General features: G+C 58.5%; 21 protein-coding genes. 2 read left to right on the top strand and 19 right to left on the bottom strand.

What is annotated here, in order from left to right:
* Nucleotides 1–4: 4 nt before the first annotated feature.
* Genes phnK through phnF form a run of 6 tightly spaced genes read right to left on the bottom strand, consistent with a single transcriptional unit; the run spans nucleotide 5 to nucleotide 4407 of the window.
* On the bottom strand, nucleotides 5–766 hold the full coding sequence (phnK, locus tag RCF31_RS00985) for a phosphonate C-P lyase system protein PhnK (RefSeq protein ID WP_084875754.1): 762 nt from the start codon (nucleotides 764–766) through the stop codon (nucleotides 5–7).
* Nucleotides 756–1604: an alpha-D-ribose 1-methylphosphonate 5-phosphate C-P-lyase PhnJ gene (locus tag RCF31_RS00980; RefSeq protein WP_084875755.1), complete on the bottom strand. Its 849-nt coding sequence runs from the start codon at nucleotides 1602–1604 to the stop codon at nucleotides 756–758. The genes phnK and RCF31_RS00980 overlap by 11 nt, the downstream gene beginning before the upstream one ends.
* Entirely contained in the window at nucleotides 1597–2673 is a 1077-nt protein-coding gene (locus RCF31_RS00975) for a carbon-phosphorus lyase complex subunit PhnI (RefSeq protein ID WP_416412197.1), read from the bottom strand. Before RCF31_RS00975 ends, RCF31_RS00980 begins: the two co-directional genes overlap by 8 nt.
* Nucleotides 2673–3248 carry a phosphonate C-P lyase system protein PhnH gene (gene phnH, locus RCF31_RS00970; protein ID WP_084875760.1) on the bottom strand — a complete coding sequence of 192 codons (576 nt, stop codon included), beginning with the start codon at nucleotides 3246–3248 and terminating at the stop codon, nucleotides 2673–2675. The genes RCF31_RS00975 and phnH overlap by 1 nt, the downstream gene beginning before the upstream one ends.
* Nucleotides 3248–3694 carry a phosphonate C-P lyase system protein PhnG gene (gene phnG / locus RCF31_RS00965; protein WP_310617568.1) on the bottom strand — a complete coding sequence of 149 codons (447 nt, stop codon included), beginning with the start codon at nucleotides 3692–3694 and terminating at the stop codon, nucleotides 3248–3250. The genes phnH and phnG overlap by 1 nt, the downstream gene beginning before the upstream one ends.
* Nucleotides 3694–4407 (bottom strand): phosphonate metabolism transcriptional regulator PhnF, encoded by a 714-nt coding sequence (gene phnF / locus RCF31_RS00960; RefSeq protein ID WP_416412196.1) that lies wholly within the window; start codon nucleotides 4405–4407, stop codon nucleotides 3694–3696. The genes phnG and phnF overlap by 1 nt, the downstream gene beginning before the upstream one ends.
* Before the next feature lie 312 nt (nucleotides 4408–4719).
* Here phnF and RCF31_RS00955 point away from each other — a divergent pair, with 312 nt between their 5' ends.
* Both RCF31_RS00955 and RCF31_RS00950 read left to right on the top strand, forming a co-directional pair.
* Nucleotides 4720–6879, top strand: a complete 2160-nt coding sequence (locus RCF31_RS00955; protein WP_416412195.1) for a putative bifunctional diguanylate cyclase/phosphodiesterase — start codon at nucleotides 4720–4722, stop codon at nucleotides 6877–6879.
* 174 nt (nucleotides 6880–7053) lie between these two features.
* A complete protein-coding gene (locus tag RCF31_RS00950) occupies nucleotides 7054–7494 on the top strand; it encodes a transposase (RefSeq protein ID WP_416412194.1) in 441 nt (146 codons plus the stop codon).
* Between the two features lie 77 nt (nucleotides 7495–7571).
* On the opposite strand, the gene RCF31_RS00945 is transcribed toward RCF31_RS00950, so the two are convergent.
* From RCF31_RS00945 to RCF31_RS00885, 13 genes are all read right to left on the bottom strand, one after another.
* Nucleotides 7572–8414 carry an oxidoreductase gene (locus tag RCF31_RS00945; protein WP_416412193.1) on the bottom strand — a complete coding sequence of 281 codons (843 nt, stop codon included), beginning with the start codon at nucleotides 8412–8414 and terminating at the stop codon, nucleotides 7572–7574.
* A gap of 104 nt (nucleotides 8415–8518) precedes the next feature.
* Nucleotides 8519–10492 (bottom strand): hydantoinase B/oxoprolinase family protein, encoded by a 1974-nt coding sequence (locus tag RCF31_RS00940; protein ID WP_416412192.1) that lies wholly within the window; start codon nucleotides 10490–10492, stop codon nucleotides 8519–8521.
* A gap of 1 nt (nucleotide 10493) precedes the next feature.
* Nucleotides 10494–12542 carry a hydantoinase/oxoprolinase family protein gene (locus RCF31_RS00935; RefSeq protein ID WP_416412191.1) on the bottom strand — a complete coding sequence of 683 codons (2049 nt, stop codon included), beginning with the start codon at nucleotides 12540–12542 and terminating at the stop codon, nucleotides 10494–10496.
* A 15-nt stretch (nucleotides 12543–12557) separates the two neighbouring features.
* Nucleotides 12558–13004, bottom strand: coding sequence for a GNAT family N-acetyltransferase (locus RCF31_RS00930; RefSeq protein WP_299449501.1), 447 nt, complete (start codon nucleotides 13002–13004; stop codon nucleotides 12558–12560).
* 230 nt (nucleotides 13005–13234) lie between these two features.
* Nucleotides 13235–13747: an Lrp/AsnC family transcriptional regulator gene (locus RCF31_RS00925; RefSeq protein ID WP_021182786.1), complete on the bottom strand. Its 513-nt coding sequence runs from the start codon at nucleotides 13745–13747 to the stop codon at nucleotides 13235–13237.
* A 141-nt stretch (nucleotides 13748–13888) separates the two neighbouring features.
* A complete protein-coding gene (gabT, locus tag RCF31_RS00920; protein WP_313690437.1) occupies nucleotides 13889–15205 on the bottom strand; it encodes a 4-aminobutyrate--2-oxoglutarate transaminase in 1317 nt (438 codons plus the stop codon).
* A 130-nt stretch (nucleotides 15206–15335) separates the two neighbouring features.
* Nucleotides 15336–16262 carry a 2-hydroxyacid dehydrogenase gene (locus RCF31_RS00915; RefSeq protein WP_416412190.1) on the bottom strand — a complete coding sequence of 309 codons (927 nt, stop codon included), beginning with the start codon at nucleotides 16260–16262 and terminating at the stop codon, nucleotides 15336–15338.
* Nucleotides 16262–17110, bottom strand: coding sequence for a GNAT family N-acetyltransferase (locus RCF31_RS00910; RefSeq protein WP_416412189.1), 849 nt, complete (start codon nucleotides 17108–17110; stop codon nucleotides 16262–16264). The genes RCF31_RS00915 and RCF31_RS00910 overlap by 1 nt, the downstream gene beginning before the upstream one ends.
* 10 nt (nucleotides 17111–17120) lie before the next feature.
* Nucleotides 17121–18452, bottom strand: coding sequence for an NAD(P)/FAD-dependent oxidoreductase (locus RCF31_RS00905; RefSeq protein WP_416412188.1), 1332 nt, complete (start codon nucleotides 18450–18452; stop codon nucleotides 17121–17123).
* A gap of 72 nt (nucleotides 18453–18524) precedes the next feature.
* A complete protein-coding gene (locus RCF31_RS00900; protein WP_416412187.1) occupies nucleotides 18525–20189 on the bottom strand; it encodes an ABC transporter ATP-binding protein in 1665 nt (554 codons plus the stop codon).
* Nucleotides 20186–21037, bottom strand: coding sequence for an ABC transporter permease (locus RCF31_RS00895; RefSeq protein ID WP_299449494.1), 852 nt, complete (start codon nucleotides 21035–21037; stop codon nucleotides 20186–20188). Before RCF31_RS00895 ends, RCF31_RS00900 begins: the two co-directional genes overlap by 4 nt.
* Nucleotides 21037–21990, bottom strand: coding sequence for an ABC transporter permease (locus RCF31_RS00890; RefSeq protein WP_299449492.1), 954 nt, complete (start codon nucleotides 21988–21990; stop codon nucleotides 21037–21039). Before RCF31_RS00890 ends, RCF31_RS00895 begins: the two co-directional genes overlap by 1 nt.
* A gap of 26 nt (nucleotides 21991–22016) precedes the next feature.
* Nucleotides 22017–23621, bottom strand: a complete 1605-nt coding sequence (locus RCF31_RS00885; protein WP_416412186.1) for an ABC transporter substrate-binding protein — start codon at nucleotides 23619–23621, stop codon at nucleotides 22017–22019.
* Between the last annotated feature and the right edge of the window lie 57 nt (nucleotides 23622–23678).

The following is a 23678-nucleotide window of genomic DNA, read 5'->3' as shown; positions in this document are numbered from 1 at the left end:
GCCATTAGTTGAGCACCGAAGAGACCAGCAGTTGTGTATAAGGGTGATGCGGATCGTCCAGCACCCGATCGGTGAGGCCGCTCTCCACTACTCTGCCCTGTTTCATCACCAGCAGACGATGCGCCAGCAGGCGTGCCACACCGAGATCGTGGGTGACAATCACCACCGCCAGATTGAGTTCGCGCACCAGGGTGCGCAGTAAATCCAGCAGACGCGCCTGCACCGACACATCCAACCCGCCAGTGGGTTCATCCATAAACACCAGCGAGGGCTGGGTGACGAGGTTACGTGCAATCTGCAAACGCTGCTGCATCCCGCCGGAGAAGGTGGTCGGCAGGTCGTCGATGCGACCAGCCGGGATCTCCACATCCTGCAACCAGCGCATCGCCTCGGCGCGGATATTGCCGTAATGACGCTGCCCGACCGCCATCAAACGCTCGCCGATATTGCCGCCCGCGGTCACCTGCGGACGCAGGCCGTCGAGCGGATGCTGATGGACCACGCCCCATTCGGTGCGCAGCAGGCGACGTCGGTCGCTCTCGCTCAGCTGATACAGGTCCTGATTGCGATAAATAATGTTGCCCTGCTGCGGCGCTAAACGCGCTGACAGGCTGCGCAGCAGCGTGGTTTTGCCGGAGCCGGATTCGCCGACGATCCCCAGCACTTCGCCGGGATAAAGTTCAAAGCTGACCTCCTCAAAGCCTTTGCCAGGCGCGTAAAGGTGAGTAAGGTTATTGACCGCAAGCAGCGGCTGTTCACTGTGCATGCTGTTGTTCCTGCTGCTGGTGGCAAAAATCGGTATCGGAGCAAACAAACATGCGCGTACCGGCGTCATCCATCACCACTTCATCGAGATAGCTGTGACGTGAACCGCACAGCGCACAGGGTTGATCCCACTGTTGTACGCTGAATGGGTGATCGTCGAAGTCGAGACTTTCCACTTTGGTATACGGCGGCAGCGCATAGATGCGTTTCTCACGCCCGGCACCAAACAATTGCAGCGCGGGCATCATATGCATCTTCGGGTTGTCGAATTTGGGGATCGGCGAGGGGTCCATCACATAGCGATCGTTGACCTTCACCGGGTAAGCGTAGGTGGTGGCGATATGGCCGTAGCGGGCGATGTCTTCATACAGTTTCACCTGCATGATGCCGTACTCTTCCAGCGCGTGCATGGTGCGGGTTTCCGTCTCACGCGGCTCGATAAAACGCAGCGGTTCCGGGATCGGCACCTGAAAAATCAGCACCTGATCTTCCTCCAGCGGCGTTTCCGGGATGCGGTGACGCGTCTGGATTAGCGTGGCATCCACGGTGCGCTCCGTGGTGGCCGCCCCACTGACACGCTGGAAGAAACGCCGGATCGATACCGCGTTGGTGGTATCGTCTGCGCCCTGGTCAATCACCTTCAGCACATCCTGATCGCCAATGATGCTGGCGGTGATCTGGATCCCGCCAGTACCCCAGCCATAGGGCATCGGCATTTCACGTCCGGCAAACGGCACCTGATAACCGGGGATGGCGACCGCTTTAAGGATGGCGCGGCGGATGGTGCGTTTGGTTTGCTCATCCAGATAGCCGCTGTTATAGCCGCTCAGTTCACTCATCATTCTGCTCCTGATGCTGTTGGCGCAGCCGCTTGAGCAGCTCCAGCTCCGCCTGGAAATCGACGTAGTGCGGCAACTTCAGGTGCGAGACAAAGCCCGCGGCTTCAACGTTGTCGGCGTGGGCCAGCACAAACTCTTCGTCCTGCGCCGGGCTGGTGATGCGTTCCTGGTACTCGCGGGTTTGCAGTGCGCGATCCACCAGCGCCATCGCCATCGCTTTACGCTCGGTACGGCCAAATACCAGGCCGTAACCACGGGTAAATTGCGGTGGGTTATCGTCCTGAGAGGCGAAGCCGTTGACCATCTCACATTCGGTCAGCAGGATTTCGCCAATCTCAATCTCGAAACCCAGCTCTTCCGGGCAGATTTCGATGCTGAGATAACCCGTACGGATTTCACCGGCGAACGGGTGGTTGCGGCCATAACCTCGCTGGGTCGAATAGCCCAGCGCCAGCAGAAAACCTTCATCACCGCGTACCAGCTGTTGCAGACGCGCGGCGCGCGATGCCGGAAAAGATGGCGGTTCACGGGTGATATCGCACGGCTCGCTGCCATCATCTTCCTCACGCGTGGCCAGCCCTTCGGCGGTCATCATGCTGAACATATGCGGGCAATGCTGCGGCAGCACCTGGTCGTCACGCGGCGCTGACGGGGTTTCGCCGTTCGCCAGCAGGGTAAAATCCAGCAGGCGGTGGCTGTAATCATAGGTTGGGCCAAGCACCTGGCCGCCGGGCAGATCTTTGTACACTGCCGAAATACGACGCTCGATACGCATCGCATCGGTGTCTAATGCCAGGCTGTCCGCCAGGCGTGGCAATGTGGTGCGATAGGCGCGCAGCAGGAAAATCGCTTCGACTAAATCGCCGCTCGCCTGCTTGATCGCCAGCGCCGCCAGCTGCGGATCGTAGATGCCGCCTTCGGTCATCACGCGATCCACCGCCAGACCCAGCTGCTCTGCCAGCTGGTCACACTGCAGCTCCGCCAGCGCACGATCGCCACGACGTAAATCGGCCTGCAATTGATGGGCGCTGGCTATCGCCTTTTCGCCCCCTTTCACCGCCACGTACATCAGCACACCTCCACGTCAGTGGTGCGCGGCAACGCCATCATCGCTTCGCCGCAGGTGAAAATCAGATCGACGCCCTGCGGGAACGGATGCGGGCGCTCACGCAGGTAATGAAGAATCGCCGCAGGCAGCTGAGGGGCGATGGCACGCGGTTCACGCAGGCCCGGACCCGACAGACGCAGCGTCAGGCCACCGTTCAGCGATGGCACTTCAATAATCAGCGTGGTGCTTTTTTCTGGTGACAGGTTGTCACCGGCAGCGAAGTGCGCCGGATCAGGGTTAGCGCTGGCATGGGTCAGGGCAAAGGGAGCATCGCGCTCGCTGACAATCGGTACACCGGTATGGAAACGCAGGTTGCTGCGCAGGATCTCGTTATCAATCTTCTCATCCAGCCACAGGGCGCTTTCCTGATCGACCAGCGTCAGCAGCACCGCCGTTGCCGCCGGTGACAGATCGCCCCAGCCCTGGGCCAGCGGCAATGCCACCATCACGCCCGGCTCACTCATCGCTTTCAGAATGCGACGGAAAGCGCGCTGCGCATCAGCCACCGGATGGTTAAAACTTGCCAGTAATGTCATCAGTTATCTCCGCGAACCAGCGTAAAGAAATCCACTTTGGAGCTGGCGATTTCGCGTGCGCGCAGCTGACGCTGCTCTTCACGCAGGGCCGCCAGCGGGGCAATTATTTTTTCTTCGATCAGCGCCTGGGTTTCCGGCTGTTGTAATAAGGCATCGATCAAGGCGCAACGCTCGGCATGGGCTTTATCGCGTCCCAGCACATAGCTGAACCCGAGGGTGCCATCGTGCAGTTTCACCACTGCACGCGTCACCGTGGCATCGCCCATCACAAAGCGCTTGCCACTGCCCCCCATGCGCGCCTGCAAACGGGTCAGACCGGTTTCTGCCGGACGCACCCGTTCAAAGCTCGGGTTGAGTCGGAGCGGTTGCCAGTGAGCGTCAAGCTGGCTGGCTTCGCTGTGAGCCAGCACCGACATCCAGTGCTGACGGGCCGTAGGTTGTTTCATTAGTGCTCCAGGGTCAGTTCAATCATGTCGCCACGCGTCAGGCTGACGGAGTATTCCGCTACCTGGCCGTCGCTGTTTTTATTCAGGGTGCGTACGCACAGCACCGGCGACTGCAAAGCAATCTCCAGCTGCTGGCACTCTTTGGCCTGTGCACGGCGGGTGCTGATGCGGGTCTGCGCGCGGGTCAGTTGCAGGCCGGCATGCTGCTGTAAATAGTCATGCAGCGAACCGCTGTGGAACTGTTGCAGCACCGGCCACCAGCTCAGCTCAGGCAGGTAATGGTTGATGACGCAGACCGGTACGCCATTAACGCGACGCAGGGTACGCAGGTGAATAACGCTGTCCCCTTCCCTGATGCCGAGGGCGCTGGCGACGTCACTACTGGCTGGACGCAGCACCGCCAGCAGACGTTCGCTGGTGGGATGGCTGCCCTGCTCCAGCAGGTTCTGAGTGAAACGGGCCTGAGCATGCAGTGGGTAGTCATACGGACGCATCAGCACCAGGATGCCGACGCCATGACGCCGTTGCAGCAGCCCTTTATTCACCAGCTCGTCTACCGCACGGCGCAGCGTGTGGCGATTGACTTCGTAATGTGCCGCCAGCTGTTGTTCGGAAGGCAGGTAATCGCCGCAGCGATAGCGTTCCTGTAGCGCCTGCTCCAGTTGGGCGGCGACCGCCTGGTACACAGTGGTCGGATGTCTGGATATCTCCATCACCATCAATACCTCGCTCGCGTAAGGTTGTGGAATCGCAGCCAGAGACGCTGCGGGATGGCGACTACCTTGACGCAGGCAAATGACAACTCCGTGACGGCTCAGTGACGCACTGATGAATTTGCTTTAAGGCAGCAGGATGCGAGTGATTCAGGCGGGAATTTAATAAAAAATTTTTAACTGTTGCCTTTGTGATGCTGCTCAAAAAAATATCGGTTATTTCCACTCCATTTACGCCACCCTTACGCAATGCAGCTTTTCGGACTTCTGCTAAGTTAAAACATGACACTTCCTTGTTACGCGAACTTTAAAATGATTAATGCAATCAAACTGTCAGACGGTTTTCGGCGCAATTTTGTGCGTGAAGTGATCCTGCCGCTAGTGGCGATTCTGGTGCTGACCTTTACCGGTGCCGGTGCTGGCCTGTTCTGGGGCACCCGGCTGACCAATAATGAAGCCCAGGAACAGCAGCAACGCATGATTGAGGCCTCATTTGAACAAAGCCTGGCGGAGCATTTGCGTCAGCTGCGTAGCCTGACGCGCTGGACGCCGCTGGCTAATCAGCTGGATTTATCACAACCGGATCAGGGCTGGCTGGATGAGAATGTCGGCAACTGGCTGTATGAAATGTTCGACCATGAGCTGGTCTTAATACTGGGGCAGGATAATCAGCTGGTTGAGGTGTGGCGTAATGGCCAGCAGGTGCCGGATCGCCAGGTGGGGCCGCAGGTGCAGGCGATGCTCGACAGTACGCTGCTGCACACCAGTGACCATTCCGCAGATCGCGCCGATTTTGTGCGTATTGGCGATCGCGCCGCCTCAATCGCGGTGGGTGATATCAGCCGCGATGCCAGTCAGGGGGGACACTATCGGCTGGTGAGTGTGAAATATCTCGACGACGGTTATCTGAACCGGCTGGCGACACGCAGCCAGCTACGGCAGTTGCATTTCAGCGGCAGCACACCGCAGCCCAATGACCGGGCGCATTATCTGCTGAACTCGCAACAAGGCGATCCGGTGGGCTATATCAGCTGGGAGCCAGACCGGCCCGGCGCGCAGATGTTGCGCACCATCGGTCCTTCCACCTTGCTTTCGGTGGTGATGATTACCCTGGTGTGCCTGTTTATGGTTCGGCGTATCTGGACCTCATCACTGAATCTGTCGCAATCCCTGCTCAGGCTGGGGGCCAGCGAAGCGCAGGCGCAGCATCTGGCGTTTCATGATGTGCTCACCGGCCTGCCCAACCGGTCGCTGGTGGAGGACCGGCTCAGCCAGGCACTGGCGATAGCGGCACGCTATGACCACCGCGTGGCGTTGTTGCTGATCGATCTCGATCGTTTTAAGAATATCAATGATACCTACGGCCACCACGCGGGCGATGATTTGATTATCGAAGTCGGGCATCGGCTGACCGGTCTGGTGCGCGCCAGCGATACCGTTGGCCGCATCGGCGGAGATGAATTTATTATCGTGATGCCGGATGTGGAGAATATCGGCCAGGTGCAGACAGTCGCGAAACGCATCATCGGTGCGTTGAGTGAGCCTTACCATTTGTTCGGCAGTGAAGCCTGGATTGGGGCCAGTATCGGCCTGGCCCTGGCACCAAAAGATGGGTTGGATCGCCAGGAGTTGATGCGCAAAGCGGATATCGCGTTGTATGAAGCGAAAAACGGCGGACGCGGTCAGTATCGCCAGTTTGAGCGGGCGATGGATGAATCGCTGCGCACCCGCCAGCAAATCGCCGCCGATCTGCGCCAGGCGCTGCTGCATTACGACGGTCTGGCGGTGTGGTATCAGCCGTTGATGGAGATCAGCGGCCAGCGTGTGGTGGGCCTGGAGGCGCTGTTACGCTGGCAGCATCCCACACGCGGCGAGGTCGCTCCCGGGGAGTTTATTGCTATCGCAGAAGAAACCGGTTTGATCATCCCGCTGGGCGAATGGGTGCTGCGCGAAGCCTGCAAAACCTCACTTCGCATGCCGCAACTGCTCGTCGCCGTCAATGTCTCGCCTGTGCAGTTTCGCGCCAGTGGCTTTGTCGAGCGGATGATTGAAATTGTCCAGTCCGAAGGGGCCGATCCGCAGCGCATGGAGCTGGAGATTACCGAAGGGGTGTTGATTGAGGATGAGCATGAGGCGCGCAACAACATCATCGCGTTACGCAATGCCGGTTTCCGCATCGCATTGGATGATTTCGGCACCGGCTATTCCAGCCTGAATTACCTCAGCACCTTCCCGGTGGACAAAATCAAGATCGACCGTTCCTTCACGCAGTCATTAGGGGTGGCGCAGAATTCGGCTGCAATTATTGAATCGGTAGTACGCCTCGGCCACGCCATGGGGTTAATGGTCACCGCCGAAGGGGTGGAAACCGAAGGCCAGATGAGCGCGCTGGCCGATGCCGGCTGTAATCAGTTGCAGGGTTATCTGTTCAGCCAGGCCGTGCCGATCGAGGAAATTGAAAGGATGGTGTGATTTTCAATTGCGCGAAAAATCGCGCCGCTACGGTACTTTGCACATATTTGTAGCGGCGCGATTTATCGCGCGGCAGTGAGCAAATTTTACTGGAATCCGTTACGCAAAAAACCAATATAAAAATTAACCACCGCATAATTTCTGACAATATGCTCCCGCAACAAGGAGAGCAACATGTCACATCGCAAGAATCTGCGCTTACCCTACTATGACTATAAATCAGCAGGGGCCTACTTTGTAACGCTGGTAACTCGCCAACGTGCTCCACTGTTTGGACATATTGAAAACACGCAATTAATGAGTAGCCGCTTTGGAATAATTGCCGAACAGGAGTGGTCAATGTTGCCGTCACGCATAAATAAATTAAAACTTGATGCTTTTGTTCTGATGCCAAATCATCTGCATGGCATCTTATGGCTGGGAGAAAATATGCTCTGCCCTTTGCAACGGATTATCGCGTTATACAAGGCCGGAGTCACACGACGTTGCGAGCAAAAAATCTGGCAATTTAATTTCCATGAACGCGTGATTCGGGACGAGGGAGAATTATATTTTGTGCGGCAATATATTGAGCAAAACCCATTGCGCTGGGAATTGGATCGATATTATTTATAATTGCGCGAAAAATCGCGCCGCTACGGTACTTTGCACATATTTGTAGCGGCGCGATTTATCGCGCTAAATATTAAATATTATTGCGGAAAATCCGTATCAATCGAGGTTTGTTTCCATGCCTCGACCTGTGCCAGCCGCTCTTTCAGTTTATTGATCACCGCGTCATAACCCCAGGCCCCCATCACCAGATGGCGCGGTGGGTTGGTGTTTTCGGTGATGGCGATCATCGCGCTGGCGGCACGCGCCGGATCGCCCGCCTGGGTGCCGCTGTATCCTGAAGTGGCTTTCATACGCGCAGCGGCGGTTTCGGCATACTCCGGCAGCTTGCTCGGCGTCTGATGCAGTGAACGCCCTGCCCAGTCGGTACGGAACGGGCCGGGTTCGACGCAGGTGACGTGAATGCCCAGCGGGGCGGTTTCCAGCGCCAGCGAATCCGACCAGCCCTCCACCGCGTGTTTGCTAGCCGAGTAATAACCCGAGCTGGCAAACCCCATAAATCCGGCCACCGAGGTGATATTGATAATGTGCCCGCTGCGCGCCTGACGCATCGCTGGCAGGATGGCGCGGGTCAGAGCAAATAAACCAAACACGTTGGCATCAAACTGGGCACGAATTTCCTGATCCTCGCCCTCTTCTACCGAACTCTGATAACCGTATCCGGCGTTGTTGACCAGCACATCAATGGTGCCGAACGTCGCCAGCGCTTTGGCTACCGCGGCATCAATACTGGCCTGCTGCGTGACATCCAGCGCCACCGCCAGTGCGTTGCTGTGCCCCTCAACCAAATCCTGCACTTTCCCTGGATCGCGTGCCGTCACCACGGTTTGAAAACCGCGCGCGATCGCCTGCTGCGCCAGCTCACGACCAAAACCAGTGGAGCAGCCGGAAATAAACCATACGGGTTGTTTTGCTGTTGCCATGCTGAGACTCTCCTGAAAATGTCAGAAGCCCGATGAGCCTGCCATCGGGCAAAGAGGTTAAGCCTGGCAGGAAAGCCACAACAGTTTTAGCGCGATGTGCGTCATTAAACCCTCATCGCCGGATAGCGCAGACGCAAATCGCTAAAGATGGCGTGCATCTGCGCCGCCACACCAGCCTCTGGCTGGCTATCCGCTGCCACTGCCTTAAACACCTGATGCTTAAGAAAATGACGCCAGCCAACCGGTGCAGCCGCCAGGAAAGTAGTCAGCAACTGATAGCGTTGCGGTGTCCATATCGCTTCGAACGCGTCACGCGCCGCACCGTGATCAAAGTGTTCGGCAACAGGCTGGCGCAGGGCGTGACGCAGTTCAGCGGTCATGACCTCGTCAACCTGGTCATTGACGATCGCCACGCCATATTGCTCACGGGCCGCCGCCAGACTGACGAAGCCGCAGCGCACATCCCGCAGCACCGCCTGCACATCACGATCCACTGCCAGACCGTAGCCCCCCGCTCCCGGACCACACACCTCGACCACATCCCCAGGCAGGCAACGAATCACATCGGTGTTGCCATGTTCGAGGGTGTCACCGTCACGCAGGGTGCGGAAGTGAGACAAACCGCCCGGTGCGCCGCCGAGCACTCCCGCCGAGGCAAATACCGAACGATTACGGTTACGGGCGGTGACCAGCGTATCCGGGGCAAAAACCTCAAATACCATCTCGCTGGCTAAGCCGCCGCGATAACGTCCGGCACCGGCGCTGTCAGGCACCAGGCCATAGCGATGGAAATGGATCGGCACTTCCGCTTCGTTGATCTCAATCGGCGTGTTTTTCAGGAAGGCGGATAAACCACCGGATCCATCCGGGCCATCGTGACGTGGCGTACCGCCCGCACCACCGCCCACCGGACCAAGCGATGCCACTACGCTGCGGTTAGCTGCATCGCTGGTGCGAATATTCATGATGGAGTTGCCACCCGGCGAGTTGGCGGGCAAACGTTCGGGGATCGCCTGGGAAAATACGCCGATGGTGGCGATCTGCGACAGAGCACAGGTCAGCGAACGCATGCCCACTGCCGCCGGTGCTTCACAGTTCATCACCGTCCCCGGCGGCAGAATGGCGCGCGTCGGGCGCAGCGTCCCCGCGTTCAGCAACAGGTTACGGTCCAGCGTGGAGAGCACATAGGTGACCCCCACCAGCGCCAGCGGGTGACGTTCGCGTCCACCGGTTGGCATATTCAGCGAGGAAGCCAGCTGTGGATCGCTGCCGGTGTAATCCAGCTCCAGCGTTTCTCCCTGCACCCGCAGAGTGATCGCCACCCGGCACGGGAAGCCCCCTTCACCATCCTCGTCGGCAAAGTCGGCATAGAAATATTCACCGTCGGGAATGGTGGCGATAATGCTGCGCGCCTGCCGTTCGGCGTACTCCAGCATCCCCTCGATACCTTGCAGAAAATCCACCACCCCAAAACGGGCGATAATCTCGTGGATTTTACGCTCACCCACGTTCACCGAAGCAAGCTGGGCTTTGAAATCGCCCCAGTTCTGATCCGGTACACGCACGTTGAGCCGCATAATGCGCGCCACTTCTTCATTTAACTCACCGTTACGCATGATTTTCAGCGGCGGAATGCGGATGCCTTCCTGCACGATATCGGTCAGGGAACGCGACAGCGAAGCCGGGACTGCGCCGCCCACATCAGTATTGTGAATATGCCCCACCACAAAGCAGACAATTTCCCCCTGATGAAACACCGGTTTCCAGATATGGATATCCGGCGAGTGGGTTGCCACGTTGCCCGCGTAGGAGTCGTTGGTGATGCAGATATCTCCCTCGTCATAATGGTCAATCAGGGTCAGCACCGGACCGTAATCAATCCCGCTATACCAGGGCGCGCCAAAGCTGCGCGGTGAGGCAAACGCCAGCCCGTCCCGGCTGACAATCTGGCAGGAGAAATCTTCCGTCTCTTTGACAAAAGTGGAGTGCGCGGTGCGCATCAGGGTAAACGCCATCGCGTCGGCCGCTGCCGCACAATAGTTGGCGAGAATTTGCAGGTTACGTCCGTCAATCGCCATCTTAGTGCGCCTCCCGTGGGGTAATCAGTAAGTTGCCAAACTCATCCACCAATACCTGCATGTGCGGTGGCACGCAGGTGGTGCAGTCATCCTGAGCAATAATCACCGGCCCGGTCAGCTGATGTCCGGCACGCAGGTTGGCGCGCAGCACCACATCAACCTGATGTTCTGCCCCATCGATCCACGCGCGGGTCTGTTGCGCCACGGCTACCGGCCCGCTGGCCGCAGCCAGACGATTCAGCGTGGGTTTTGGGGTCGGCGAGGCGATCACCAGCCGCAGATTGATGATCTGCACTGGCGCGCTGGCATCGCAATGACCAAACAGCTGCTGATGCTGGCGATCAAAGGCATCATGTAAGGCGCTGACATTGGCCTGCGCCAGCCATGACTCCTCCAGCATCACTTCAATTTCGAACGACTGACCGCGATAGCGCATATCGGCGCTGTAGTGCAGCGTAAAGGGCATCGCGGCACCGTGCTGTTCACTCAGCCAGCCGCGCGCGCGCAAGCTGAGCGCTTCCGCTTCTGTCGCCAGTTTATCCGCCAGTGAGGCATCCAGATCGCTGTACAGGGTGCGGATAAAGTCATTGCGAATATCGGCCACCAGCCCACCCAGCGCTGACAGTACGCCTGGCGTCGGCGGGACAATCACCCCTTTCATATTCAGTTCACGCGCCAGGAAGCAGCCCATCATCGGACCAGCCCCGCCAAAAGCAAGGAACCAGAATTCACGCGGATCGAGGCCAAAACGTGACAGCAGGCCGCTGGTATCGCTGTACATGCTGGAAATCGCCAGTTCGATGGCGGTCTCCGCCGTCTCCTCCACAGTGATACCCAGCCTCTCCGCCAGCGGCTGCCAGGCAGCACGCGCTGCCGCAACGTCCACCCTGACGGCGTTATAGCCCAGATCGCCGTGACCGATCATGCCGCAGGCGGCAAAGGCGTCGGTGGCGGTCGGCTGCGTGCCGCCACGCTGGAAGCACACCGGCCCGGGCAGGGAGCCGGCGCTATCCGGCCCCATGTGCAGCACGCCCTGGTTATCGATCCATGCCAGTGAACCCCCGCCCTGCCCGACGGATGTCACCGCCACCGAGGGGATATAGATCGGGAAATCACCGATGATTTCCCCATTGCCCTGCGCCACCTGGCCATCGATGATCACCGCCACATCGGCACTGGTGCCGCCAATGTCGAGGCTAAGGATTTTGTCAAAGCCGCAGGCGCTGGCAAGGAAGCTGGCACCCATCACGCCAGATGCGGTGCCGGACAGCACCATCTGCACGCATTCGCTTTTCGCCTGTTCCACTCCCATCACCCCGCCGTTGGATTTGGTGATACGCGGCGGCGGCGTCACTCCCATGGTGTTCAGGGCGTGTTCAAAGGATTCGAGATAATGGATCACCATCGGTTGAACATAGGCATTAATGGTGGCGGTGATGGTGCGTTCGTATTCACGGATGATGGGCCAGATATCTGCCGAGCAGGAGGTCAGCAATTCTGGTGCCTGGTCATTGATAATCGCTTTCACCGCTGCTTCGTTGTGGCGATTACGGTAGCTGTGCAGAAACGCCACTACGATGCCCTGACACCCTGCCGCCCGCGCGCCAGCAATCGCCGCCAGCACGCTGTCACGATCGACATCCTGCAACACAGCACCATTACGGTCGGTACGTTCTTTGATGGCAAACACCCGGTCACGGGAAATCAACGGCTCTGGTCGGCGTGAGAACAGGTCGTGGATATGCGGTATTTTCAGACGCGCCAGCTCCAGCACATCGCAAAAACCCTCGGTGGCGAACAGCGCCAGTTTGACGCCGCGCCGCTGGATAACCGCGTTAATCCCCACCGTGGTGCCGTGGGTGAAGTAGTCGATTTGCTGTGGTGCGATGCCGTCGCGTTGTTCCAGTTGCGCCAGCCCGGTGAGAATTTCACTGCCGGGCTGATCCGGTCGCGATAACACTTTCAAGGTGTGAATCTGATTAGTTTGCTCGTTCAGGACGGCGAAATCAGTAAAGGAGCCGCCAATATCTACGCCAACGCGGTAACCCATGGTGTTTTCCCATTATCAGGAGAGCGGAAATTCCATCAGCTTGTGCGGATCCTGCACCACACGCCAGCCGAGGCGCTGGTATAGCTGATGGGCATCATTCGTCGAAAGCATCCAGCGGCGCACCGTTTGTAACTCCGGGTGCTCCCGCACACAAGTCGCCAGCCAGCTACCAAGGCCGTGGCCGCGCCAGTTTTCATCGATGATGACGTCACATAACCAGCCGAAGCGGGTGTAGTCAGTCACCAGCCGGGCAAAGCCAATTTGTTGATTTTGATGATAGAGGCCAAACGGCAGCGACCCGGCAATCGAGCGCTCGGTTTTCGCACGCGGCTGTCCCTTTGCCCAGTACGAACGCACCGCCAGCTGATCATGAATCCAGTCTATATCGAGGCGCTGACGTTCGGTGGAGAGAGTGAAGTCATCGCGCTGCCACTGCTGAGCGGGGATGGTTAAGGCGTCCATGGCAACTCCTTGTAAAGGGGTGAATTGAGTTTAAAGGCGTCGGGGCAAGCATAACGACTGAAGCCGGAGCCTGAACAACTAAGATAAAGGGAATTTTGTGCCGGAAAGAAATTTTATGCTGTAGGTTTCGGATCTAATGACCATGCGCGATAAATCGCGCCGCTACGACAGCGTGCTGTTATTTGTAGCGGCGCGATTTATCGCGCAAAAACACCGGGTTGCAAACGAAACTACACCCCAAATTCCACCGAATTCTGCTTCGCGATCAGTGACCTCAACGGCACGCTGCTTTTCATAATCGGCGACTTAATCACAATATAACTGAAATACTTATCGATGCCGATTTGCGCATCCAGCATCTTTTCAATCACTTCCTGGTAATGTTCAATGCTGCGGGTAATAAAACGCAACAAATAGTCGTAACCGCCGGTGATCAGATGGCACTCCATCAGCTCATCCACATCACGCACCGCGTTTTCGAATTTCATAAAATCTTCGCGGCGATGGCCGGAGAGCGTCACTTCGGTAAACACCGTCACCGAATCGGTAATTTTGGTGAGATTGATATGCGCTTCATAGCCGGTGATAAAACCCGCCTGCTCCAGACGTTTCACCCGTTGCAGGCAGGGGCTGGGTGAAAGTCCAACGGCGTCGGCCAGGTTGACGTTGCTGATACGGCCATCTTTTTGTAGTTGCACCAGGATGTTGATATCGATGCGGTCGAGTTTCATTAAGCCGTTCATAGCACCCCTCATTGTTGACCAACTGTGCAGGTTATCCCGATGGTATATCACGCTTTAATGTGGCTGCGCCAGCACTGACGCACGCCACGATTTTCGGGAAGCCTGAGAATAATTTCAGCAATATCAATGAGGAAGCCGGATTTATCCGAGTCGGCCACTGGCGCGTGCCAGCGCGATATCAAAGATATGCAGCGCTTCTTCCAGCTGCGAATCCGTCGTCACCAGCGGTGCCAGGAAGCGGATGGTGCTGCGGTGCAGACCACATTTAATCAGCAACAATCCTTCCTGGCAGGCGCAGTCGAGGATCTTCTGCGTCATCACCGCGTCAGGGCGTTTGGTTTCGAAGTCGATAATTTCTACCGCCTGCATAAAGCCGACGCCGCGCACATCGCCGATACAGGCATATTTTTCCGCCAGCTGGTGCAGATGCGCATTGAGCTTGTCACCCAATTGATTGCTGCGCGCCAGCAGGTTGTCATTTTCCAGCAGATCAAGCACCGCCAGTGCCGCCGCACAGCCAAGCGCGTTGCCGCCATAGGTGCCGCCCAGACCACCCGGTAACGGTGCATCCATCATCGCCGCTTTACCCACCACGCCGGAGATGGGCAGACCGCCACCGAGGCTTTTCGCCACCGTGATCAGGTCCGGGGTGATACCCGAATGCTGGAAGGCGAACATTTTACCGGTGCGACCAAAACCGGTCTGCACTTCATCACAAATCAGCAAAATGCCGTGCTTCTCGGTAACGCGGCGCAGTGCCTGCATAAAACTGGCACCGGCAGGCAGGAAACCGCCATCGCCCTGCACCGGTTCGATGATGATCGCGGCGACGCGTTCCGGCGCAATCTGCACCGCAAACAATTGATCCAGCGCTTGCAGACAATCTTCATCGCTCACGCCATAAAACGCGTTCGGGAATGGCAGGCGATACACCTCGCCCGGGAATGGACCAAAATTCTGTTTGTAAGGCTGGCTCATCCCGGTCAGGGTACATCCCAGCAAGGTACGACCATGAAACGCACCGTCAAAGGCGATGATGCCAGAGCGCTGTGTATGAGCACGGGCAATTTTCACCGCATTTTCTACCGCCTCCGCGCCGCTGGTGAAAAACACGCTTTTGAACGGCTGACCATTCCCCACCAGCTGATTCAGACGCTGTGCCAGCTCGATATAGCCCGGATAGGCCACCACCTGGAAACAGGCGTGCGACACCAGGCCCAGTTGGCGGGTGACGGCATTAACCACCGCCGGATGGTTATGGCCGACATTAAGGACACCAATGCCGCCAACGAAATCAAGGTAGCGATTGCCCTCCACGTCCCATACTTCGCTGCCTTTTGCCCGCTCGATCACCAGCGGATGTGCGGTGACCACGCCACGCGGCACATGCTGCTCACGCGCGTCCAGTAACAGGCTGTTATCGGAATATGTTTGCTGTTCCGCCATGACATTCTGCATTTTTAACCCTCATCCACGTAACGTTCGGTTGGCTCAAGTATCGCAACCCATTGGTTTCTCACGCTGCCGTAATTGCCGGAGCAGCGGCATTTCCTGTTAAAATCGTCAGCCTTTCAGCAGGGAAATGCTTTCAGTATCCCCGGTTGCGATCGATAACACCGACCATCGGTTCGCCGCGTTGATAGCGGCGCAGATTGTCGAGCAACGCCGCCACCGCGCTATCGTTTTGCGTCTGGCTGGCGATGTGCGGCGTCAGCCAGATGGCCGGATGGTGCCAGAAAGGATGCCCGGCAGGCAGCGGCTCAGGATCGGTCACGTCGATCACTGCCGCACTGAGCTGACCGCTCGCCAGTGCCGCCAGCAGATGATCGTCATTGAGCTGCGGCCCACGTCCTACCTGCACCAGCGCCGCACCGTGGGGCAGCCGGGCAAAAAGTTCGGCATTGAGCAGCCCGCGCGTACTGTCGGTAAGCGGCAACAGGCATACCAGGATGTCGCTATGGGCAAGAAATTCATCCAGCTGATCGCTACCATGCCAGCAGCGCACCCCATCGATTTCGCGAGGTGTGCGGCTCCAGCCCGCGCAGTTAAAACCGAGCGATACCAGCTGTTTCAGCGAGGCCTGGCCGAGTTCACCCAGCCCCATCACCCCGACCCGGCGCTCCCCGGCGGTATGTATTTTGTGGGTTTGCCACTGCTGTTCACGCTGCTGCTGGAAGTAGCGCGGCATATCGCGATGCAGTCCCAGCACGGCAAACGTGACGTACTCCACCATGCCCTGGGTCAGGCCGGGTTCAATCATGCGCACCACCGGCAGATCCGGCGGCAGCGTGCTGAGGTCAAACTGATCAGCACCCGCGCCTACCGACAGCAGCGCTTGCAGGTTAGGAAAGGTCGCCAGCACATTTTCCGGCGGCTGCCAGGCAATCAGGACTTCCACCTGTGCGGCATCACCGATCTCTGGCCAGATATGCAGCCGGATATCCGGCGCGTGCTGCGCCAGCCAGCGTTGCCAGTGCGCACCGCGCACCGGGTCCGATTTATAGACGATATGCATCAGGCCATCGCCTGGGTCATCAACCCAAACGCCTGCATCTCACCGGCCTGCGGTGACCACGGCGTTCCCCGTATCATGGTGGTCGGCGCATCGACCTGCGCCAGTCCCAGCGTTTCCAGCCAGGCGGCCAGCGGCTGTGCACCATCAGTATCGATGCGGACAAATTCGCCGCCCAGGCCCTGCATCAACGCAGCCACCAGGGCCTGCGCCACCGGCAAGTTTTGCGCAATCACCGGACCAATCGCCCAGCCATGACCAAAACGCCGCAGGCTGGCAAAACCCAGGATACGCTGCTGCGCATCCTGCAACAGCACCGTCTGGCTATTGGCAATCAGGTGGTTTAACAAACGTGGACGCCACATGCCATGCGCCTGGTGATCCAGTTCGGTCAGCAAATCCGCATCCGCCGGGGTGGCGTTACGCAGCGTCAGCCCGGTCGGGATAGCCACTTGCGGAACGGCTGCCAGCGCACGCGTCTGATGCTGCTGGATATGGCCGGTGACATTGAAACCGAGCTTCGCATACAGCCCTTTGCCCATTTCCGTCGCGTGCAGGCGTACGTTGCAGCCAGGAAATTTCTCCAGCAACGCCAGCATCAGCTGTTTGCCGACACCGCGCCCCTGGAACTGGTCATTGACGATCACCAGCCCGATGGTGGCGGACTGCTCCCCCCAGCGCCAGCCGATGGCGCTGCCGAGGTAAGCACCGTCCTCCTCGGCCACCACACCTTCGCCCAGTTGTTGCGCCTGCAACCAGTCTTCGCGCCGGTGCGGCCACTTCAGGTGTTGCGTCATGGCAAAACCCTGTTCAATGTCGTCCGCCGTCATCGCGCGTAGTGTGATACTCATGTTGTGCTCCTTACATCATGCCTGGTGCGTCGAGGCCACTGCCATCAACCAGACGGGAATAACGATATGGGGTCGGATCCACCACCGGCGTGCCGTCGGTCGCCAGATCGGCGGCCAACCGCCCGGCCCCCGGACCAATACCAAAACCGTGTGCGCTGTACCCGGCTGAGATCACCAGTCCCGGTAGTTTCGCCACGGTGGAGATCACCGGAATGGCATCCGGCGTGCTGTCGATCATGCCGCCCCAGGATTGCGCCAGCTTAAGATTGGCCAGCGCCGGATACTCTTTACGCATCGCCGCCAGCCCTTCTTCCACTATGCTGGCATCCGCTGCCGGATCAAGAATACGTACCCGCTCAAACGGCGACTGGCGATCAAACTCCCAGCTGCCCAGCGCTTCCGGGCCAGAAAAGAACGGTTTGATGCCAGGATTGAATTTAAGGTTTTTGCGGCGGCTTTTGAAGGTCGGATAGAACTGGCGTGCGTAGCGAATGCCCTGCGCACCCGGTTCAAGACGACCACGACCGGACACCGAGACGGTATAGCTGCCGTCAATCTGCGGGCGGCAGGCAAAGCCGGGGGTGTACAGCGGCATCGCAATCGCCTGCTCAATCGGCTGGGTGCGGAAGGCAGTGCCGATCACATTGCCAAGTGGCAGATCGATGCCGTGTCGGCGGCAGAACATCGATGTCCAGGCCCCGGCGGCGCAAATCACGCGGCTGGTTTTGATCAGGCCACGCTCGGTCCACACGCCGCTGACCCGGCCTGCCGCAATGTCCAGGCCACGCACCGCGCATTGCTGGAACACCCGCGCGCCAAGACGCTGCGCACCAATCACCAGCCCGGCGGAAGCCAGTCGTGGCTCGGCATGGCCATCGGTGGGTGAGGACACCCCTCCGAGCCAGGGGGTGGTGCTGCCAGGCGTCATCGCTTTGGCCTGCTCCGCGTTGAGCATGTCGCTGCGTACCCCGTAGTTTTTTGCCATCCGGCCCCATTTTTCCCAGGCCGCGATGTCTTCTTCGTTACGCGTCGCATACACCAGGCCGCTGCGGCGGAAGCCCAGTTCTTCGCCGGTGGCCGCATTGAGTTCACCCCAGCGCTGGAGCGCATAGATAATCAGTGGCAGTTCGCGCTCGTCGCGGTTCTGCTGGCGACACCAGCCCCAGTTACGGCTCGACTGTTCCGCGCCCACCAGCCCTTTTTCCACCAACACCACTTTTAACCCCTGCTGGGCCAGCTCCCAGGTGGCGGCAGAGCCGGCGATACCGGCACCAATCACCACCACATCGGCGGACTCAGGGAAATCAGCACTGTCCTGTACATAACGAATCGGCGCAGGCATAACGTTGCTACCTCGATATTCTGTTGTTTTGACGTTGGTCGGCATGAATGCCGACCTGGGAATGGCGATGCACTATTCCGCCTTCAACACTTCTTCATGCTCGTCGAGCCAGCCCTGACGCAGTTCCGGCACCGCACGTTTCAGGCGTTCGAAATACAACTCGCTGGTGGGTTTGTCGTAATCCGCTCGGGCGAGCTGGGTGACAATGCGGCCGCTTTTCATCACCACGATATCGTCGCAAACGGCGCGCACCGCGTGCATGTCGTGGCTGATAAACAGCACGGACAGCCCCAGCTCACGCCGCAGTTCGCTGATCAGATCCAGCACCGCCGCCGCCACTACGGTGTCGAGCGCTGAGGTCACTTCATCACACAGGATCAGATCCGGCTCGGCGGCCAGCGCCCGTGCGAGGTTAACGCGCTGTTTTTGCCCGCCGGAGAGCGCCCACGGACGCCGCCATAACACGCTGCGCGGCAGTTTGACCAGGTCGAGCAACTGATGCAGCCGCTGTTCGCGTGCCGCCCCACTCAGGCCGTGAAATAAGGCCAGCGGGCGTGACAGGATGCGTTCAACGCTGTGCGCCGGATTCAGCGCGGTGTCCGCCATCTGAAAGACATACTGGATACGGCGCAACTCGTTATCGGGCCGCTTGTGCATGTCACCGTTGATGTAATGACCGTTGAATAACAGATGTCCCTGGCTCGGCGCATTCAGCCCGGCGATGGCGTGCGCCAGCGTGGTTTTACCGGATCCAGATTCGCCAATAATGCCGATCGCCTGCCCTTTCCACAGTTTCAGATTGATGTCTTCGAGGATGCGGATTTTGGGCTGACCATCTCTGCCGCGTGGACCATAACCGGCACAGAGATCGCGAACTTCCAGCAAAGGCTGCATCTCTGCCGTGGCACAGCTCCAGCTGCTTGGCCGCTCGGTCTGACGTGCGGCATCCATCAGCAACTGGGTATATTCCGCCTGCGGGTCGCCGATCAGGCGTTCGGTCGTGCCATATTCCGCTATCTGGCCGCGCAGCAGCACCAGAATGCGGTCGGCCATTTGCGCCACCACCGCCAAATCGTGGCTGACGTAGATTGCCGTGACGCCGCGCTGCGCCACCACGCGGCGAAACGCCTTCAGTACCTCCACCTGGGTGGTCACATCCAGCGCGGTGGTGGGTTCATCCAGAATCACCACATCCGGATCGCCAATCAGCGCCATTGCCGTCATTAAACGCTGTAACTGGCCGCCGGATACCTGATGCGGAAAGCGGTCACCGATGGTGTCCGGATTCGGCAGCGCCAGTTCACGAAACAGCGCGATGGCCTTCTCTTTCGCCGCTTTACGCTTCATGCTGCCGTGGATCACCACCGGCTCGATCACCTGATCAAGAATGCGCATGCCGGGATTGAACGATGCCGCCGCGCTCTGCGCGATATAGGCGACCTTGTTACCACGAAACTCGCGCAGCTGGACCGGCGACAGGCTGCGGACATCGGTGCCTGCCACATGGATCATGCCATCCGCGATACGGCAACCATGACGCGCATAGCCCATCAGCGCCATGGCGATGGTGGTTTTGCCGGAGCCGGATTCACCAATCAACGCCAGCACTTCCCCCTTCTGCACGGTAAAACGAATGTCGGAAACTAGTGAGATCTCTTCGCCTTTGTCGGTCTGCGCAGTGACACGCAGATTCTCGACGGCGATCACCGGCATCGCGGTGTGCGGTGTCACGTTCATGCTCCCTCCTTCGCAAAACTAAGCGGACGCATTGCCTGCAAGCTGTCGATAAACAGGTTGGCACCAATGGTCAGGCTGGCTATCGCCACCGCAGGCATCAGCACCGCAGGTGAACCATCAAACAGGCCCTGAATGTTTTCACGTACCAGCGTGCCCCAGTCGGCATACGGCGGTTGTACACCGAGACCAAGGAAACTCAGGCCGCTGAGCAGCAACACGATGTAGACAAAACGCAGACCAAAATCGGTCAGCATCGGGTGCACCATATTCGGCAGGATGTCATGGATGGCGATGTACCAGCGGCTTTCACCGCGCAGCTTCGAAGCGCGCACGTAGTCCATATTGCGCAGGCTGCTCGCCATGGCAAACGCGATACGAAAGGCACCCGGCCAGTAGGTGAAGATTGCGGTGAGAATCAGCATCGGCAGGGAAGAACCGAACACCGCCACAATCATCAGCGACAGCACTTTGCCGGGCAGCACCAGCAGCGCATCGTTGACGCGTCCCAGCAGTTCCTCCAGCCAGCGCCCGGTGACGGCCGCCAGCAATGCCAGCAGCGTACCAATCAGGCTGGCCCCGATCGCCGCGCTCAGCGCCAGACCAATGGAGAACTTCGCGCCATACAGAATGCGGCTGAGGATGTCACGGCCAAGATAATCCGTACCCAGCCAGTTATCTGCGGTAAAGCCGCCCAGCATCGGGCCGCCGCCAATATCTTCGACGCTGTGCGGAGCCAGCTGCGTACCGAACAATGCCATAAACACCCAGAACAGCGAGATCAGCAGGCCAAAACGACCGGAGATCGATAGCGACTGAAAAAAGCGCCAGGGAAGTAGCAAGCTATTCATCAGCTCCTCCATTTCGGGTTAAAGGCGATGGTGAGGATGTCGGCTGCCAGCAACAACAGCAGGTAGCAGGCGGCAAACAGCATGACGCAAAATTGCACCACCGGCAGATCGCGGTTGCTGACCGCATCCACCAGCGCACTGGCGAGGCCCGGGTAGCTGAAGATGGTTTCGATAATGATCACGCCACCAAACAGATACGACAGGCTGAGCGAGATGGAGTTAGCAATCGGCCCGACGGCATTAGGCAACGCATGACGCAAAACTGCGCGCAGCGGCGAGACGCCTTTTAAGCGCGCCATTTCCAGGTAGGGGCTGTCGAGCTGATTGATGATGGCAGCACGCGTCATACGCGCCATTTGCGCCACCAGCACGCAGCACAGCGTCAGCACCGGTAACGCATAGGATTTCAGGTAACTGAGCAGGCTCATATCCGGGCTGCCGAATGACATCGCCGACACCCAATGCAGTTTCACCGCAAAAATCAGCACCGCCACCGTTGCCACCAGAAATTCCGGTACCGCCACCGTCGCCATGGTGCTGACCACGAGAAATCGGTCAATCATTGAACCCCGGTTCATCGCCGCCGCAATGCCGATCACCAGCGCCAGCGGGACGCAGATCAGCGTGGTGATTGCCGCCAGTTCGAAGGTGGCCGGAATGCGTTGCGCCACCAGCTGTGCCACCGGTAAATGGCTGGCAAACGAGATACCGAAATCGCCATGCAGCATGCCGCCCAGCCAGCTGAAATATCGCACCAGCAGCGGCTGATCCAGCCCGAGCTGCTGGCGTAACGCCGCCACCGTTTCCGGTGTGGCGTTTTGCCCCAGAATCATCTGCGCCGCATCACCGGGCAGCAGGCTGGTGATAAAAAACACCACCGCCGAGACGATAAGTAAAGTCAGGACGCCCGCGCCTGCGCGCCGGGCAATCAGGAACATCATGTATCGGTTCATCGGCGTACTCCTCTCAGGGTTAGGGATCAGGCAGAGAGCCAGGCAAACTCATGGAAGCGATAACCCATCATCATGCCTGATGGCCACGCCTCCACCCCTTTCACCTTCTTGTTGTAACCATCGGTGGAGCTGATGAAGGTGGGGATGATGGTGCCGCAGTGGTCGTAAATCAGCGTCTGCATATCGCCGTACATCTGCTTGCGTTTCGCCTGATCGCGCTCACCCCTTGCCGCCACCACCAGCTGGTCAAACTGATCATTTTTCCAGCCGGATTCATTGTTCGACGCGGTGGAGAGATAGAATTGAGAGAACAGCATATCCAGTGTCGGACGCGGGTTGATGGAGCCGTAGCCGACCGGATCTTTGGTCCAGTGCGTTGACCAGTAGCCGTCATACGGCACGCGACGCACCTTGAAATTCACCCCGGTATTGCGCGCCACCTGCTGAATCAGCTGGCCCCCCTCCACAGCCCCTTCGATGTTCGGCGTGGTGATGATTTCCACGTTGGCCCCGACCATGCCGGCTTTTTTGAAGTGGAATTTGGCTTTTTCCACATCCATCGGACGCGGCTTCAGGTCCGCGTTGTACAGCGGATGCCAGGGCGGTACAGGCGTGTCATTACTCACGTCGCCATATCCCTGCAACACGGTTTTCACCAGCATTTCGCGCGGTTGCAGATACTTCATCCCCAGCACGAAATCTTCGTTGCTGCCGGGCTTCATGTCGGTGCGCACGATCAGGTTGGTGTACATGCCGGATTTACTCTCCAGCACGCCGAAATCACTGGTGGCTTTGATACGTTTGCAATCGGCAGCGCTGAGGGTGGAGATGATATGCAGGTCACCCGACATCAGCGCATTGACGCGCGCGGCCTGGTCGGTCACGCCCAGCAGTTCCACCTCGTCGAGATGTGGCAAATCGGGTTTGAAGTAGTTGGGATTCTTCACGCCCACGGTACGCACGCCGGGGCTGAATTCTTTCAGTTTGAACGGGCCGGTGCCGATGCCTTTGCTGAAATCTTTGGTACCATCCTGCACGATCAGGAACGGTGCCGCCGCCAGCATATAAGGAACGTCAAAGTTGGCCTGGCTCAGCACCAGCTGCACTTCGTTATCATTGACGGCGGTGAAGGTTTTAAATTGATCGGCCAATTTGAAGGCGTTGGAAGCGACCGCTGGATCTTTGTGGCGGCTCAGGGAATAAATCACATCTTTGGCGGTGAGCGGTTTGCCATCGTGGAAGGTCACGCCCTTGCGCAGCTTGATTTGCCAGGTAATGCCATCACTGGATGCCACCGATTCCGCCAGCCCCGGCTGAATTTGCAGGTTTTTGTCCAGTTCAGTCAGACCGCTGTAGACCATAAACTGACGGGTGTAGTCGCCGCTGTTGTTGCCTTTGGCGGGATCGAGCGTATCGGTGGCTGAGGCGTTGGCCATCGCCGCGCGCAGCTTACCGCCTTTGACCGGCGTTTCCGCCGCAAAACCCATTTCCGGAAAACCGATCAGGCCGGTACTCATCACCGCACCGGCGGACAACAACTTCATCAGGCTGCGACGGGACAGCGACCCTTCGGTCAATGCACGCGTCAGAGCCGGATTCACAGCGTCAGATTCTTTCTTAAATTTACTCATCTGCACACCCTCAATATGAAATGTTGTTTGCTTTGATAATCGTTACTGACACCCTGC

Source organism: Pantoea sp. App145, assembly GCF_047947045.1.
Lineage (GTDB): Bacteria > Pseudomonadota > Gammaproteobacteria > Enterobacterales > Enterobacteriaceae > Pantoea.
Note: the sequence above shows the minus strand (reverse complement) of the source record. Positions and strands in the feature narration are given on the sequence as shown.

What these genes read in the sequence shown, in the direction of transcription:
- phnK (WP_084875754.1), bottom strand. Translation starts at nt 766, where the DNA reads ATGCACAGTGAACAGCCGCTGCTTGCGGTCAATAACCTTACTCACCTT.
- RCF31_RS00980 (WP_084875755.1), bottom strand. Translation starts at nt 1,604, where the DNA reads ATGAGTGAACTGAGCGGCTATAACAGCGGCTATCTGGATGAGCAAACC.
- RCF31_RS00975 (WP_416412197.1), bottom strand. Translation starts at nt 2,673, where the DNA reads ATGTACGTGGCGGTGAAAGGGGGCGAAAAGGCGATAGCCAGCGCCCAT.
- phnH (WP_084875760.1), bottom strand. Translation starts at nt 3,248, where the DNA reads ATGACATTACTGGCAAGTTTTAACCATCCGGTGGCTGATGCGCAGCGC.
- phnG (WP_310617568.1), bottom strand. Translation starts at nt 3,694, where the DNA reads ATGAAACAACCTACGGCCCGTCAGCACTGGATGTCGGTGCTGGCTCAC.
- phnF (WP_416412196.1), bottom strand. Translation starts at nt 4,407, where the DNA reads ATGGAGATATCCAGACATCCGACCACTGTGTACCAGGCGGTCGCCGCC.
- RCF31_RS00955 (WP_416412195.1), top strand. Translation starts at nt 4,720, where the DNA reads ATGATTAATGCAATCAAACTGTCAGACGGTTTTCGGCGCAATTTTGTG.
- RCF31_RS00950 (WP_416412194.1), top strand. Translation starts at nt 7,054, where the DNA reads ATGTCACATCGCAAGAATCTGCGCTTACCCTACTATGACTATAAATCA.
- RCF31_RS00945 (WP_416412193.1), bottom strand. Translation starts at nt 8,414, where the DNA reads ATGGCAACAGCAAAACAACCCGTATGGTTTATTTCCGGCTGCTCCACT.
- RCF31_RS00940 (WP_416412192.1), bottom strand. Translation starts at nt 10,492, where the DNA reads ATGGCGATTGACGGACGTAACCTGCAAATTCTCGCCAACTATTGTGCG.
- RCF31_RS00935 (WP_416412191.1), bottom strand. Translation starts at nt 12,542, where the DNA reads ATGGGTTACCGCGTTGGCGTAGATATTGGCGGCTCCTTTACTGATTTC.
- RCF31_RS00930 (WP_299449501.1), bottom strand. Translation starts at nt 13,004, where the DNA reads ATGGACGCCTTAACCATCCCCGCTCAGCAGTGGCAGCGCGATGACTTC.
- RCF31_RS00925 (WP_021182786.1), bottom strand. Translation starts at nt 13,747, where the DNA reads ATGAACGGCTTAATGAAACTCGACCGCATCGATATCAACATCCTGGTG.
- gabT (WP_313690437.1), bottom strand. Translation starts at nt 15,205, where the DNA reads ATGCAGAATGTCATGGCGGAACAGCAAACATATTCCGATAACAGCCTG.
- RCF31_RS00915 (WP_416412190.1), bottom strand. Translation starts at nt 16,262, where the DNA reads ATGCATATCGTCTATAAATCGGACCCGGTGCGCGGTGCGCACTGGCAA.
- RCF31_RS00910 (WP_416412189.1), bottom strand. Translation starts at nt 17,110, where the DNA reads ATGAGTATCACACTACGCGCGATGACGGCGGACGACATTGAACAGGGT.
- RCF31_RS00905 (WP_416412188.1), bottom strand. Translation starts at nt 18,452, where the DNA reads ATGCCTGCGCCGATTCGTTATGTACAGGACAGTGCTGATTTCCCTGAG.
- RCF31_RS00900 (WP_416412187.1), bottom strand. Translation starts at nt 20,189, where the DNA reads ATGAACGTGACACCGCACACCGCGATGCCGGTGATCGCCGTCGAGAAT.
- RCF31_RS00895 (WP_299449494.1), bottom strand. Translation starts at nt 21,037, where the DNA reads ATGAATAGCTTGCTACTTCCCTGGCGCTTTTTTCAGTCGCTATCGATC.
- RCF31_RS00890 (WP_299449492.1), bottom strand. Translation starts at nt 21,990, where the DNA reads ATGAACCGATACATGATGTTCCTGATTGCCCGGCGCGCAGGCGCGGGC.
- RCF31_RS00885 (WP_416412186.1), bottom strand. Translation starts at nt 23,621, where the DNA reads ATGAGTAAATTTAAGAAAGAATCTGACGCTGTGAATCCGGCTCTGACG.